This is a genomic window from Pseudomonas sp. PAMC 29040 (assembly GCF_003994535.1).
In the GTDB taxonomy this organism is placed as follows: Bacteria; Pseudomonadota; Gammaproteobacteria; order Pseudomonadales; family Pseudomonadaceae; genus Aquipseudomonas; species Aquipseudomonas paraversuta.
Genome location: NZ_RZAA01000002.1, coordinates 430,766 through 446,080, shown reverse-complemented (window position 1 = coordinate 446,080; position 15,315 = coordinate 430,766). Strand labels below are relative to the sequence as shown.

Genomic DNA, 15,315 nt, shown 5'->3' with positions numbered 1-15,315 from the left:
GTGTTGTATTCGCTTGAATATTGGAATGTTTATGTCCCGCTTTACTGTTGCCGCCCGTTTGCCCCACGCCCAAACGGTATTCCCTTTCGCCCTGAGCGCACTGTGCTGCGCATTGTTCGCACCTGCGGTCATGGCCGACGAACACGCAGAGCACGCCAACGAAATCAGCCCGCTGGTGATCACGGCCATCGCCCCCAGCTCGCCACTGACCATAGTCACCAACCCCAAGGACCCGCGCCAGCCGGTGCCGGCCAGTGACGGTGGCGACTACCTCAAGACCATTCCCGGCTTCGCCCTGGTCCGCAACGGTGGCACCAACGGCGACCCGGTATTGCGCGGCATGTTCGGTTCACGCCTGAACATTCTCACCAACGGCGGCATGATGCTCGGCGCCTGCCCCGGCCGCATGGACGCCCCCACTTCCTACATCTCGCCGGAAACCTACGACCAGCTGACCGTGATCAAGGGCCCGCAAACCGTACTCTGGGGCCCGGGGGCATCGGCCGGCACTATCCTGTTCGAGCGCGAACCGGAGCACTTCGGCGAACTGGGCACCCGGGTCAATGCCAGTGTCCTGGCCGGTTCCAACGGCCGCTTCGACAAGACCGTCGACGCCGCCGCCGGCGGCCCGCTGGGCTACGTGCGGGTGATCGGCAACACCGCGCACGCTGATGACTACAAGGACGGCAACGGCGACACCGTGCCGTCGCGCTATGACAAGTGGAACGGCGATGTAGCACTGGGCTGGACCCCGGACCCGGACACCCTGCTGGAGCTCACTGCCGGCAAGGGCGATGGTCAAGCCCGCTCTGCCGGGCGCGGCATGGACGGCAGCCAGTACCAGCGCGAAAGCCTGGGCCTGCGCTTCGAAAAATCAAATATCGGCGATGTTCTCGACAAGATCGAAGCACAGGTCTACTACAACTATGCCGACCACGTCATGGACAACTACAGCCTGCGCACCCCGTCGGGCACCGGCATGATGAGCGGCCCCATGGCCTCCAACGTCGACCGCCGCACCCTCGGCGCACGGATCAAGGCCACCTGGCACTGGGCCGACTACCAGTTGATCAGCGGTATCGATGCGCAGACCAACGAACACCGCAAACGCTCCGGCATGGGCATCGATACCTATAAGGATCAGAACTGGAGCAAGGACGCCGACTTCCATAACTACGGTGCTTTTGGCGAACTGACCTGGTACGCCGCCGAGCGTGACCGGGTCATTACCGGAGCCCGCCTGGACCGCGCCGCGGCCAAGGATTACCGCGCCCGGATCGGCTCCGGGATGATGAGCAAAGCCAACCCGACCCTGGATAAAACCCGCGCCGACACACTCCCCAGCGGCTTTGTGCGTTACGAACATGATCTGGCCGACAGCCCGGCCACGGTCTATGCCGGCCTGGGTCACGCCGAACGTTTCCCGGATTACTGGGAGCTGTTCTCCCCGACCTCAGGCCCGGCCGGCTCGGTTAACGCTTTCGATGCAATCAAGCCGGAAAAAACCACTCAGCTCGATGTGGGCCTGCAATACAAAACCCGCGATCTCGAAGCCTGGGTCTCGGCCTATGCCGGGGTCGTTCACGATTACATCCTGTTCGACTACGACTCGGGTTCGTCCCGGGCGCAAAACATCAACGCCCGGATCATGGGCGGCGAACTGGGTGCTGCGTATCAGCTGACTGCACACTGGAAAGCCGACGCCACCCTGGCCTACGCCTGGGGCAAGAACACCACGGACGGCAAGGCACTGCCGCAAATGCCACCGCTGGACAGCCGCCTGGGCCTCACTTACAGCCAGGACGACTGGAGTGCCGGGGCCTTGTGGCGGCTGGTGGCACCGCAAGACCGCATCGACCGTAATGCCGGCAATGTGGTCGGCAAGGACTACGACAAGAGCGCCGGTTTTGGCGTGTTCTCGTTGAACGGCGCGTACCGCATCAACAAAAACCTCAAGGTCAGTGCCGGCGTCGACAACCTGCTGGATAAAAACTACAGCGAGCACCTGAACATGGCGGGCAACGCCGGCTACGGCTACCCGGCAAACGACCCGACCCCGATCAACGAGCCGGGGCGCACCTTGTGGACCAAGGTTGATGTGAGCTTCTGACAACAATGGATTGCCCTGTGGGAGCTGGCTTGCCAGCTCCCACAGGGCTCAAGAGAATAATGACCTTGCGGAGCCGCTCCCGATGAGCCGACCAACCCCCTCTTTCTACAACCTGGCCTGGCGCTGGCATTTCTATGCCGGGCTGTTTGTCGCCCCCTTCATGATTCTGCTGGCGCTGACCGGGATCATTTACCTGTTCAAGCCCCAGCTCGATCCCTTGATGTATGACCACCTGCTCAATGTCACCCCCGGCCACCACCGCCTCAGTGCCGACGAGCAACTGCAGCGGGTGCGCCTCGATTATCCACAGGGCCGGATCAGCCAGTACCTGCCTGCGGTCAACCCCGAGCGCAGCGCCCAGTTCGTGGTCAGCAATGACGGGCGCCAGCTCAACGTGTTCATCAACCCGTACAGCGGTGAAGTGCTGGGCGAGCAGGATGCCAGGTTCAACCTGCAAGCCGTGGCCCGGGCGCTACACGGGGAGTTGATGATCGGCACAGTGGGTGACCGGCTGGTGGAACTCGCCGCCGGCTGGGGCGTGGTGCTGGTGGTTTCCGGCCTGTACCTGTGGTGGCCGCGCGGGCAATCGGCCGCCGGAATCTTATGGCCGCGCCTGAGCCGCCGCGGCCGCGTGTTGTGGCGCGACCTGCATGCTGTCACCGGTTTCTGGGGCGCAGCCCTGTTGTTGTTCATGCTGCTCAGCGGCATGACCTGGACCGGCTTGTGGGGCAAGCAATACGCCGACCTGTGGAACCGCTTCCCGGTGGCGATGTGGAATAACGTGCCGCAGTCGGATATTGAGGCCCGCAGCCTCAACACCCCTGCCCGCCAGACCGTACCCTGGGCGATGGAAAACACCCCGCTGCCGGTCTCCGGGGCCCACGCTGAACACATGGCCCATGCCGCCCACGCAAGCAGCCCGGCGGCCCCCGGCATCAGCCTGCAACAGGTGGTTGAAACGGCCACTGCACGCAAGGTCGAACCCGGCTACAGCATCACCTTGCCCACCACCGCCACCGGCGTATTCACCATCGCCGTGTTCGCTGACGACCCGCGCAACGACGCCACCCTGCATATCGATCAATACACCGGCCAGGTGCTGGCCGATGTGCGCTGGGAGCAATACGGCAACGTCGCCCGCGCCACCGAAATGAGCGTGATGCTGCATGAAGGCAAGCTGTTCGGCACCTTCAACCAGATCGTGATTTTGCTGGTGTGCCTGATGATCCTGCTGAGTTCGGTCAGCGCTCTGGTGATCTGGTGGAAACGCCATCCCCAGGGCCGTCTGGGGGTCCCGCCGCTGCGCCACGATTTGCCGACCTGGAAAACCGGGGTGCTGATTATCCTGGCACTGGCCATTGCCTTTCCGTTGGTGGGCGCTTCGCTGATCGCGGTGTGGTTGCTGGATCGCCTGCTGATGATTTTTCGCAAAACGCCACCACTTGAGCTGCGCTCATAAACAACATGAAGCATCCGAGATGCGCGATCTAGAGCCCTGGCTATACTGGCAAGCCAGTATCAAGCAGAAAACTATTGTTACTGTATAACAAAAGCCTTTAAGCTCCATCACCCGCCGCCAGGAGGCAGCGGGGACACCTCTTGAAATAAGCGACTCACTGCCCCGATGAACAAGTACCTTTTTTCCAGCCTCTGTCTGCTGGCGATCAACAGCGCCCACGCGGATGACTCCGCCCCGTCCCTGATGCTGCCGGCCGCGAACATTACCGCGCCGCAAGTCGATGCCGAACACATCGACCTCAAGACTGCCACCAGCGCCGGCTCACGCCTGAACCTCAACAGCCTTGAAACCCCGGCCAGCGTCGAAAGCCTGAGCGGCGAACGGATTCGTGCCCGCGGCGACCGCAGTGTCCAGGACGCGGTGACTCGTACCACCGGTATCACCAACACGGCTACCCCGGGCAACGGCGGCTCGTCGTACTCGGCCCGGGGTTTTGTCGGCCAGGGCTCGGTGATGCAGTTGTATGACGGGATTCGCATGTACAGCGGCGCCGGCACCGTGACCTTCCCGGTGGACGACTGGTCGGTGGAGCGCATCGATGTGCTGCGCGGCCCGGCATCAGTGCTGTACGGCGAAGGCGCGACCGGCGCGGTGATCAACGTGATCCCGAAAAAACCGTTCAGCGGCGAAATCGAAAATCATCTGCGGGTTGGCTACGGCTCCTACGACAGCCAGCAGCAAGCCCTGGACAGCGGCGGCTCGCTGACCGATACCCTGAGCTACCGGTTGAACCTCAACCACATCCAAAGCAATGGCTGGATCGACCACGGTGACTCCGAAAGCACCTTTATCAGTGCCGCCCTGCGCTGGCAGGCCCGGGATGATCTGGCATTTACCCTGAGCCACGACTACGGCGACCAGGAGCCGCAGAACGACTTCGGCGTCCCCCTGATCAATGGCCGTTATCACAAGAGCCTGCGGGACAAGAACTACAACGTGCGCGACGCCAAGCTGCATTACAACGATCAGTGGACGCGCCTGAACAGCGAGTGGCAGATCAACGACGATCTGGTTGCCAGCAACGAACTGTATTACCTCAAGGCCCAGCGTCGCTGGCAAAACGCTGAAAACCATGCCTGGGACCAGGACCGACAAACCTTGATGCGCAGTGGCTACTACAGCATCAAGCACCAGCAGGAACAGGTCGGTGACCGTCAGACGTTCACCCTCGACCACGATCTGTTCGGCCTTGAAAGCAAAACCCTGGTGGGCGCGGACTACAACCGTATCCACTTCGACCTGCACAGCAATGCGCCTTACAAGGATGTAGTGACTGGCGGTACACCGATTGACATGAACCACCCGGATCGCGGCGAGTTCACAAGCAATTCGCCCTACCGCGACCAGTTCAAGACCACCACCCAGCAAGTGTCGCTGTTTGCCGAAAACCGCACGCAACTGAGCGAGCAGCTGTCGCTGGTCACTGGCGTGCGGCGCGACATCGTGCACCTGGACCGCGACGACTTGATCGAAGACACCCGCAGTGATCGCAGCCTCTCGGCCAACAGCTGGAAAGTCGGCCTGGTGTATGAACTGACGCCGGACATGTCGGTGTATGCGCAACAGGCCACCAGCGTCGATGGCGTAGCCGGGCTGATCAGCCTGTACCCCTCCGAGCAAGGCTTTGACATGGCCCGCGCCCGCCAGACCGAAGTCGGTTTCAAGCAAATGTTCTGGGACCAGCGCGGCGAGTGGACCCTGGCCGCGTATCACATCGTCAAAAAGGACTTGCTGACGCCTGATCCGAACAACCCGGGCAACTCGCTGCAAGTCGGTCAGCAATCATCCAACGGCCTTGAGGCCAGCCTCGATCTGCAACTGCCGGACCGCTGGCAGCTGCAGGCCAATGCCGCGTTCGTGCGGGCCGAATACGACAAGTTCGATGACGAAGGCGTGTCCCGCAAAGGCAACCGCCCCACCGACGTACCGCGGCGCACCGCCAACCTGTGGTTGAGCAAAACCATCAGCGATGACCTGAATGCCGGGGCCGGGGTGCGTTATGTGGACTCGCGTTACGCCGACCTTGCCAACACCGTCGTACTGCCGAGTTACACCGTGGTGGACGCCACTGTCAGCTGGAAAGCGCTGCCAAAAACCACCCTGGGCCTGCGCCTGAATAATTTGTTCAACCGCCAGTACGCTGTAAGCCAATACAATGGCGGCCAGCAATGGATCATGGGCGAACCGCGCTCGTTCTTCGTCACGGCGGATTACACCTTTTAAAGCCCCAACCCCTGCAGGAGCGCGCTTGCTCGCGAGCCGTGAAAAAGCTCGCGAGCAACTCGCTCCTGCAGAGATCAGATCAACACCGGAATTTTATGACCCGCCTCACCCTCACTCAACTTGCCTGGACCCCGCTGGGCCACGGCCACTGCCATCACCAGTTCCAACTGCGTGATGCCAATCTGCACGTGGCCGCAGGCGAGTTCGTGGGGCTGATCGGGCCCAACGGCAGCGGTAAAACCAGCCTGCTGCGTTGCGCTTATCGCTTCAGCAAACCCGAGTCGGGCCAGGTTCACCTCGGTGCGCACAACCTCTGGCAGCAATCGCCACGCTGGTGCGCCCAACGCGTCGCCGTGGTGTTGCAGGAATTTCCGGACGCCTTTGGCCTGACCGTCGATGAAGTGGTCGCCATGGGCCGTACCCCCCATAAAGGCCTGTTCGACGGCGATACCGAGGCCGACCGCGAGCTGGCGAAAAAAGCCCTCGAATCCGTTGGCCTGCAGGGCTTCGAAGACCACGCATTCGCCACCCTGTCCGGCGGTGAAAAACAGCGGGTGATTCTGGCCCGGGCCCTGGCCCAGCAACCCGAACTGCTGATCCTCGACGAGCCGACCAATCATCTCGATCCACGCTACCAGCTGGAGCTGCTGCAACTGGTCAAACGCCTGAACATCGGAACCCTGGCCAGCATCCACGACCTCAATCTGGCCGCGGCCTTTTGCGACCGGCTGTACGTGATCGACCACGGCAGGATCATCGCCAGCGGCACCCCGCGCGAGGTGCTGACCGTCGACCTGTTGCGCGACGTGTTTGGCGTCGACGCGCTGATCGACGACCATCCGCTGTCCGGCTACCCGCGCATTACCTGGATAACCCAAGCATGAAACTGATCCGCCTCGCCCTCTGCCTGTGCGCATTGTCCGCTGCCCCATGGGCCCGGGCCGAAGCCAGCAAATACCCGCTGACCATTACCAGCTGCAACCGCGAGGTGACCTTCAACCAGGCACCCGAACACGCAGTCAGCCATGACATCAACATGACGCAAATGATGCTCGCCCTCGGCCTCAAGCCGCGCATGGTCGGCTACAGCGGCATCAGTGGCTGGAAGGCGGTGACGCCCGGGATGAAGGTGATTCTCGATGGCCTGCCGGAGCTGGCGAGCAAGTACCCCTCGGTGGAAACCCTGCTCAACGCCAACGTCGACTTCTTCTTTGCCGGCTGGGATTACGGCATGCGCGTCGGCGGCGACCTCACGCCGCAAACCCTGACCCCGCTGGGCATTAACGTGTACGAGCTGACCGAGTCCTGCGCCTTCGTGATGAAGCGCCCACCCGCCAGCATGGAAGACACTTACAACGACCTGCGCAACCTGGGCAAAATTTTTGACGTGCAAGACCGCGCCAACACGCTGATCGCTCAGATGCAGGAAAAAGTCGCCACCGTGCAAAAGAACCTGCCCGGGGCAAAGCCACGGGTATTCCTGTACGACAGCGGTGAAGACCGTGCCATGACCTCGGGCAAGCTGGGCATTCCCCACGCACTGATCGAAGCCGCAGGCGGCAACGACATCCTCAGTGATATCGACGCCAGCTGGACCCGTATCAACTGGGAGACCGTGGTCGAGCGCAACCCTGAAGTGATCGTCATCGTCGATTACAGCGAAGTCAGCGCCGAACAAAAACAGCGCTTCCTCGAAACCAGCCCGGCCCTGCAATCGGTCGACGCGATTCGCAACAAACGCTTCATCGTCATCCCTTACGTGCAAGCCACCCCCGGCATCGACAACGTGCTGGCCATCGAAACCCTGGCCAAAGGTTTCCACCCCCAATGATGACTCGCCGCTACGCCCTGCTGCTGGCCTGTCTCGGCGCCCTGCTGCTGGTGTCGTGCGTGATTTCCCTGGGCTTCGGCCCGGCGCGGGTGCCGGTGGACGTGGTGTGGCACATATTGCTCAACAAACTGTTCGGTATCGGTGAGGTCAGCTGGAGCGCCGGGCAGGAACATATCGTGTGGCTGATCCGCGTGCCGCGCATGCTGCTCGGGGCGCTGGTGGGTGCCGGGCTGGCATTGATCGGCGCGGTGCTGCAAGCCGTGACCCGTAACCCGCTGGCTGACCCGCACCTGCTGGGCGTGACCAGCGGTGCCACACTGGGGGCGGTGATTGTGGTGCTGCACGTGGGCCAGATCGTCGGCCTGCTGACCTTGCCCATCGCGGCCTTTATCGGTGCGTTGCTGAGCATGGTTCTGGTGCTGGCCATCGCCAGCCGCCAGGGCCGCCTGGACAGTGACCGGTTGCTGCTGTGCGGGGTGGCCGTGTCGTTCGTGATGATGGCCATCGCCAATACCCTGCTGTTTCTGGGCGACCATCGCGCCAGCTCCGCCGTACTGTTCTGGATGCTCGGCGGGCTGGGGCTGGCGCGCTGGGAACTGCTACTGGTGCCCAGCACTGTGGTGCTGCTGGGGCTGGTACTGCTGCTGGGCATGGCCCGCCCGCTCAACGCCTTGATGGCGGGCGAGCAAACCGCCGTCACCCTGGGCCTGAACGCACGCAATGTGCGGCTCAAGGTGTTTTTGATCGCCTCCCTGATGACCGGAGTGCTGGTGGCTATCAGCGGCTCGATCGGCTTTGTCGGGCTGATGATTCCGCACATTGCCCGGCGTCTGGTGGGAGCCGAGCACCGGCGTTTGCTGCCGGTGTCAGCACTGCTGGGCAGCGTGTTCCTGGTTTGGGTGGACGTTGCCGCGCGCACCCTGATCGCCCCTGAAGACCTGCCCATCGGGGTGGCCACGGCGGCGATTGGCGGCCTGTTCTTTATAGGGCTGATGCGCAAGCGCTAACCCCCCCTCCCGTAGCACCAACACGGCGCAGGCCGCGCACCAAAACCGCCTTCAGGCGCCGCACTGGTGCGCCGACACCTCAAAATTCGCCCTTGAGCCCCGTTCCAGAGCCTGCGCACCACTTCGGCACAGCCCTTGCTATAGACCTTCCCAGTGTCCCCGTCGACCCATTAGAAAAATCAGACATCTGGAGATCGCCCCATGAAGCGTCGCAGCTTGCTCAAAGCTTTCACCCTCACGGCATCCATTGCCGCCATGGGCATGACCTGGACGGTGCAAGCCGCCGAGACCATCAAGGTGGGGATTTTGCATTCGTTGTCCGGAACCATGGCGATTTCCGAAACGTCGCTCAAGGACATGGCGCTGATGACCATCGACGAGATCAACGCCAAAGGCGGCGTGAACGGCAAGCTGCTCGAAGCGGTGGTGGTCGACCCGGCGTCCAACTGGCCGCTGTTTGCAGAAAAGGGTCGCCAGTTGCTGACCCAGGACAAGGTCGCCGTGGTCTTCGGCTGCTGGACCTCGGTGTCGCGCAAATCGGTGTTGCCGGTATTTGAAGAGCTCAACGGCCTGCTGTTTTACCCGGTGCAATACGAAGGCGAAGAGATGTCGCCCAACGTCTTCTACACCGGCGCCGCACCTAACCAGCAAGCCATTCCGGCGGTCGAGTATTTGATGAGCGAGGACGGCGGCAGCGCCAGGCGCTTCGTGTTGCTGGGCACCGACTACGTGTACCCGCGCACCACCAACAAGATCCTGCGGGCCTTCCTGCATTCCAAAGGTGTGGCCGACAAGGACATCGAAGAGGTCTACACCCCGTTTGGCCACAGCGATTACCAGACCATAGTGTCCAACATCAAAAAATTCTCCGCCGGGGGCAAGACGGCGGTGATCTCCACGGTCAACGGCGACTCCAACGTGCCGTTCTATAAAGAGCTGGCCAACCAGGGCCTGAAGGCCACCGACGTGCCGGTGATTGCATTCTCGGTGGGCGAAGAAGAACTGCGCGGCATCGACACCAAACCGCTGGTGGGCAACCTCGCGGCCTGGAACTACTTTGAGTCGGTGCACAACCCGGTGAACCAGAAGTTTGTCGCCGACTGGAAAGCCTACGCCAAAGCCCACAACCTGCCGGGTGCGGACAAGGCCGTGACCAACGACCCGATGGAAGCCACCTACGTCGGTATCCACATGTGGGCGCAGGCGGCAGAGCAAGCCAAGTCCACCGATGTCGATAAAGTCCGGGAAGCCATGGCCGGCCAGACATTCGCCGCGCCGTCGGGCTACACCCTGACCATGGACAAGACCAACCACCACCTGCACAAGCCGGTGATGATCGGCGAGATCGAAGATAACGGTCAGTTCAACGTGGTGTGGCAGACCAAGGAGCCGATCCGCGCCCAGCCCTGGAGCCCGTATATCCCGGGCAATGACAAAAAGCCGGATTACGCAGTGAAGAGCAACTAAAGCCAATAACACAACCTCTGCAGGAGCGAGCTTGCTCGCTCCTGCAGGAAAAAGGCCCTGTCTATGCCAACTGCCCTTTACCGTTTTATCTTCGCCTGCCTGCTGTTGCTGCCCCCGGGGGCGTACGCCGACGACGCCGGCGACTTCGCAGCGGCCGACAATTCCCGCCAGGCCCAACTGCTGGAAAGCTGGGCGGCACAACCGACAGCTGAACGCGCAGCGCTGATCAACGACCTGCAACAAGGTCAGATCAGCGTCGACGGGCAAAGCAAAACCCTGCGCCTGAATAACCGTTTGCGCGGTTTGATTGAGACCGCCCAGGCCAGTCAGCAATTGCTCGCTCCAGACCCGAAACTGCGTCTGGCGGCCGCCCTGCAACTGCAAAAATCCGCCAAACCGGCACAACTGGCCTTCCTCGACCGGCAACTGGCCGGCGAAACCGACAGTACTGTACATAGCGCCCTGAGCCTGGCACTGGCCAACCTGCAACTGGTGGACCCCGACCCGGCAGTGCGCCTGGCAGCCGTGCGCCTGCTGGGTGAAACCGGCGAACCCCTGGCCCGCACCCGCCTCGAAACCCTGCTGCAGGACGGGGTCGAAACCGACGCCAAGGTACGCATCGCTGCCGAAACCGGCCTGGCCCAGGTCAAACGCAAACTGCTGATCGGTGACTTGCTGGGCCAGGCCTTCAGCGGCTTGTCCCTGGGCTCGATTCTGTTGCTGGCAGCCCTGGGGCTGGCCATCACCTTCGGCCTGCTCGGGGTGATCAACATGGCCCATGGCGAGATGCTGATGCTCGGCGCCTACTCGACCTACTGCGTGCAGTTGCTGTTTCAGCGCTTCGCCCCCGGCGCCATCGAGTTCTACCCGCTGCTGGCGCTGCCCGTGGCGTTCTTTGTCACGGCCTGCGTGGGCATGCTTGTGGAGCGCACCATCATTCGCCACCTCTATGGCCGGCCGCTGGAAACCCTGCTCGCCACCTGGGGCATCAGCCTGATCCTGATTCAATTGGTGCGGGTGCTGTTCGGCGCGCAAAACGTCGAAGTGGCCAACCCGGCCTGGCTCTCGGGCGGGCTGCAAGTGCTGCCCAACCTGGTGCTGCCGTACAACCGCCTGGTGATTATCGTCTTCGCCCTGGCCGTGGTGTTCCTGACCTGGTTGCTGCTGAACAAAACCCGGCTGGGCCTGAACGTGCGTGCGGTCACCCAGAACCGCAACATGGCGGCTTGCTGCGGCGTACCCACCGGCAGGGTCGACATGCTCGCCTTTGGCCTCGGCTCGGGGATTGCCGGGCTCGGCGGGGTGGCCTTGAGTCAGGTTGGCAACGTCGGCCCTGACCTGGGCCAGGGCTACATCATCGACTCGTTCCTGGTGGTGGTGCTGGGCGGTGTCGGCCAACTGGCGGGCACGGTGTACGCGGCCTTCGGCCTGGGCATCGCAAACAAGATTCTTGAACCGCAGATCGGCGCCGTGCTGGGCAAAATCCTGATCCTGGGGCTGATCATTCTGTTTATCCAGAAGCGTCCGCAAGGTCTCTTCGCGCTCAAAGGACGGGTGATCGACTGATGAATCAGCCTCTGCTGCTTACTGCCACGCAAAAGGCCGGGCCGGCCGTGACCGCCACTGTCGGCGGCCTGGTATTACTGGTGCTGCTGGCCCTGCCGCTGCTGTCGCTGCTGCCTGCCGACAGCCCGTTCCAGGTCTCGGCCTATACCCTGACGCTGACGGGCAAGATCCTCTGTTACGCCATCGTTGCCCTGGCGCTGGATCTGGTCTGGGGCTACGCCGGCCTGCTGTCGCTGGGCCACGGCCTGTTCTTCGCCCTGGGCGGCTACGCCATGGGCATGTACCTGATGCGCCAGGCTTCGGGCGATGAGTTACCGGCCTTTATGACCTTTCTGTCCTGGACCGAATTGCCCTGGTACTGGACCGGCACCGAGCATTTCTGGTGGGCCATGTGCCTGGTGGTGCTGGCCCCCGGTTTGCTGGCGCTGGTGTTCGGCTTTTTTGCCTTCCGTTCGCGGATCAAGGGCGTGTATTTCTCGATCATGACCCAGGCCCTGACCTTCGCCGGGATGCTGCTGTTTTTCCGCAACGAGACCGGTTTTGGCGGCAACAACGGCTTCACCAACTTCCGCAGCATTCTGGGGTTTGGCATCACCGAGCCCGGCACCCGCGCGGCACTGTTCTTCGCCACCGTGATGTTGCTGGTGGCCAGCCTGTTTCTCGGCTGGCGCCTGGCGCGCAGTAAATTCGGGCGGGTGCTGACCGCATTGCGCGACGCCGAAAACCGCCTGATGTTTTGCGGCTATGACCCCCGCGGTTTCAAGCTGTTCGTCTGGGTACTCAGTGCTGTTTTATGCGGCCTGGCCGGAGCGTTGTATGTACCGCAAGTGGGCATTATCAACCCCGGGGAAATGTCGCCCACCAACTCCATAGAAGCTGCCGTGTGGGTAGCCCTCGGCGGGCGTGGCACCCTGATCGGCCCGTTGCTGGGCGCGGGCGTGGTCAACGGCATGAAGAGCTGGTTCACCGTAGCCTTCCCCGAGTACTGGCTGTTCTTCCTCGGCGCACTGTTTATCGTCGTGACCCTGTACCTGCCCAAAGGCGTGATCGGCCTGCTGAAGAAAAGGGGCGAACAATGAGAATCACTGCAACGGCGGAATTTATGCTCGAACCCGCATTCGATCCAAACAAGGATGCCGGCAGCAGCCGCGACGCCATAGGTCTGGGCCAGGCTGCGGGAACCGGCCTCAATACCCGCCACGGCACCATCCTGACGCTGGAAGACATCAGCGTCAGCTTTGACGGTTTCAAGGCCCTGAACAACCTCAACCTGTACATAGGCGTCGGCGAGTTGCGCTGCATCATCGGCCCCAATGGCGCAGGCAAGACCACCATGATGGACGTGATCACCGGCAAGACCCGCCCCAGCGAAGGTCAGGCCTGGTTCGGTGAAACCCTGGACCTGCAGCAGATGAGCGAAGTACAGATCGCCCAGTCCGGGATTGGCCGCAAGTTCCAGAAACCCACGGTGTTTGAAGCCCTGAGCGTGTTCGAAAACCTGGAGCTGGCGCAAAAAACCGACAAGTCGGTGTGGGCCAGCCTGCGCGCCAGACTTACGGGCGAGCAAAGGGACCGCATCGCCGAAGTACTGGAGACCATTCGCCTGAGCACCTCGGCCCGGCGCCCGGCGGGGTTGCTGTCCCATGGCCAGAAACAGTTTCTGGAGATCGGCATGCTGCTGGTGCAAGACCCGCAACTGTTACTGCTGGATGAACCGGTGGCGGGCATGACCGATGCCGAAACCGAATTCACCGCCGAGCTGTTCAAAAGCCTGGCCGGCAAACACTCGCTGATGGTGGTGGAACACGACATGGGGTTTGTCGGTTCGATTGCCGACCACGTCACCGTGTTGCACCAGGGCAGCGTTCTGGCGCAAGGCTCGCTGGCACAGGTGCAGGCGGATGAACGGGTGATCGAGGTCTATCTGGGCCGCTAACGCCCCGCTGCAATCGCTGGCAAGCCAGCTCCCACAGGGTATTAGGGGATTCACGATGCTACGAATACAAAATCTGCATCAGTTCTACGGTGGCAGCCACATTCTTCGCGGCCTGTCGTTTGAGGTCAAAGTCGGCGAAGTCACTTGCCTGCTGGGCCGTAACGGCGTGGGCAAGACCACATTGCTCAAGTGCCTGATGGGTTTGCTGGCCGTCAGGGAAGGCAGCGTGACCTGGGAGGACAAGCCCATTACCACGCTCAAGCCCCACCAGCGGGTTCACGCCGGGATCGCTTATGTGCCCCAGGGCCGGGAGATCTTCGGGCGCCTGACGGTGGAGGAAAACCTGTTGATGGGCCTGTCCCGCTTCCCCGGTTCCCAGGCCCGGGAAGTGCCCGAATTTATCTATGAACTGTTCCCGGTGTTGCTGCAAATGAAGCATCGGCGCGGCGGCGATTTGTCCGGCGGCCAGCAGCAACAACTGGCGATCGGCCGCGCGCTTGCCAGCCGCCCGCGCCTGCTGATCCTCGATGAGCCGACCGAAGGGATTCAACCATCGGTGATCAAGGAGATCGGCGCGGTGATCAAGATGCTCGCTGCCCGGGGCGATATGGCCATCCTGCTGGTGGAGCAGTTCTACGACTTTGCCGAAGAACTGGCGGACCAGTATCTGGTGATGTCCAGAGGCGAAATCGTGCAACAGGGCCGTGGTGAAAATATGCAAACAGAGGGTGTGCGTGGACTGGTGACGATTTAGTCTGTAACTCTTTTTGATGAAAAAGCCGACCTATGAACCTGCCTGCCAACCCCGCATTGTTCACCCCCAGCTGGCACGCCGAGCTGGAGCTGGGCTATGGCCGTTTTGGCGACAGTACGCGCCCTACCCAGCGCCGCCATGTCGGTCCGTTGCGGGTGCAGAAGCACCTGTATGCCGAAGGCCCCGAGGTGTGCCAGCACATCATTGTTCACCCACCCGGCGGCATTGCCGGCGGCGACCGGTTGAACATCTGCGCCAGTGTCGGCCCGGATGCCTGGGCGCAACTCACCAGCCCCGGTGCCGCCAAGTGGTATCGCGCGGCCGGCCCGGCGTACCAGAGCCTGACCCTGAACGTGGCCGCCGGTGCGACCCTGGAATGGCTGCCGCAAGAAACCATAGTGTTCAGCGACGCCCGGGCCGAACTGACGACGCGCATTGAGCTTGAAGGCGACGGGCGCCTGTTTTACTGGGACATGGTGGCGCTGGGACGACTGGCCAGCGGTGAGCGTTTTGAGCACGGGCATTTTCAATCACAGCTGGATATTCGCCGTGACGGCCAGTTGCTCTGGCATGAGCGCCAGCGGGTTATCGGCGGCGACGGCTTGCTGGATTCGCCAATCGGACTGGACGGCAACCCGGTGTTCGCGACATTGCTGGTGACCGGGGAAATCAGTGCCGAGCTGTTGCAAACCTGTCGCGACCTGCCCAACCCGGTACGCGGTGACCTGACCCAGCTGCCGGGGTTAGTGGTCGCACGCTGCCTGGCGGTAGAAGCCTTGCAGGCCCGCGCCTGGCTGATCGAGCTGTGGCGCCTGCTGCGCCCGGCATTGTTGGGCCGTGAGGCACTGGCCCCGAGGATCTGGAGTACCTGAGAGCCGTCGCGATTTTTTTGAGGACCTCTG

12 protein-coding genes are annotated in these 15,315 nt (G+C 62.3%); all 12 read left to right on the top strand.

Translation table 11 applies throughout. The features are described from left to right. The first annotated feature begins 31 nt into the window (after positions 1–31). The gene (locus WG29040_RS04955; RefSeq protein ID WP_029612517.1) at positions 32–2,110 is read left to right on the top strand and encodes a TonB-dependent copper receptor; all 2,079 of its coding nucleotides are present in this window, start codon (positions 32–34) and stop codon (positions 2,108–2,110) included. Positions 2,111–2,192: 82 nt separating this feature from the next. Beyond that, complete coding sequence (locus WG29040_RS04950) at positions 2,193–3,569, top strand: PepSY domain-containing protein (RefSeq protein WP_127195743.1); 1,377 nt, start codon at positions 2,193–2,195, stop codon at positions 3,567–3,569. A gap of 165 nt (positions 3,570–3,734) precedes the next feature. After that, complete coding sequence (locus WG29040_RS04945; RefSeq protein ID WP_003439166.1) at positions 3,735–5,852, top strand: TonB-dependent siderophore receptor; 2,118 nt, start codon at positions 3,735–3,737, stop codon at positions 5,850–5,852. A 95-nt stretch (positions 5,853–5,947) separates the two neighbouring features. Continuing rightward, positions 5,948–6,736, top strand: coding sequence for an ABC transporter ATP-binding protein (locus tag WG29040_RS04940; protein ID WP_003439163.1), 789 nt, complete (start codon positions 5,948–5,950; stop codon positions 6,734–6,736). After that, positions 6,733–7,683 carry an ABC transporter substrate-binding protein gene (locus tag WG29040_RS04935; RefSeq protein ID WP_003439161.1) on the top strand — a complete coding sequence of 317 codons (951 nt, stop codon included), beginning with the start codon at positions 6,733–6,735 and terminating at the stop codon, positions 7,681–7,683. Before WG29040_RS04940 ends, WG29040_RS04935 begins: the two co-directional genes overlap by 4 nt. Continuing rightward, on the top strand, positions 7,680–8,690 hold the full coding sequence (locus WG29040_RS04930; protein WP_003439158.1) for an iron ABC transporter permease: 1,011 nt from the start codon (positions 7,680–7,682) through the stop codon (positions 8,688–8,690). Before WG29040_RS04935 ends, WG29040_RS04930 begins: the two co-directional genes overlap by 4 nt. 201 nt (positions 8,691–8,891) lie before the next feature. Continuing rightward, entirely contained in the window at positions 8,892–10,157 is a 1,266-nt protein-coding gene (gene urtA, locus WG29040_RS04925; RefSeq protein ID WP_003439155.1) for an urea ABC transporter substrate-binding protein, read from the top strand. A gap of 63 nt (positions 10,158–10,220) precedes the next feature. Further along, entirely contained in the window at positions 10,221–11,723 is a 1,503-nt protein-coding gene (gene urtB, locus WG29040_RS04920; protein WP_127195742.1) for an urea ABC transporter permease subunit UrtB, read from the top strand. Next, a complete protein-coding gene (urtC, locus tag WG29040_RS04915) occupies positions 11,723–12,802 on the top strand; it encodes an urea ABC transporter permease subunit UrtC (RefSeq protein WP_003439149.1) in 1,080 nt (359 codons plus the stop codon). The genes urtB and urtC overlap by 1 nt, the downstream gene beginning before the upstream one ends. Then, positions 12,799–13,659 carry an urea ABC transporter ATP-binding protein UrtD gene (gene urtD, locus WG29040_RS04910; protein ID WP_010656242.1) on the top strand — a complete coding sequence of 287 codons (861 nt, stop codon included), beginning with the start codon at positions 12,799–12,801 and terminating at the stop codon, positions 13,657–13,659. The genes urtC and urtD overlap by 4 nt, the downstream gene beginning before the upstream one ends. A 55-nt stretch (positions 13,660–13,714) precedes the next feature. Continuing rightward, positions 13,715–14,413, top strand: coding sequence for an urea ABC transporter ATP-binding subunit UrtE (gene urtE, locus WG29040_RS04905; RefSeq protein WP_003439143.1), 699 nt, complete (start codon positions 13,715–13,717; stop codon positions 14,411–14,413). A 32-nt stretch (positions 14,414–14,445) separates the two neighbouring features. Then, positions 14,446–15,285 (top strand): urease accessory protein UreD, encoded by an 840-nt coding sequence (locus tag WG29040_RS04900; RefSeq protein WP_003439139.1) that lies wholly within the window; start codon positions 14,446–14,448, stop codon positions 15,283–15,285. The last annotated feature ends 30 nt before the right edge of the window (positions 15,286–15,315 follow it).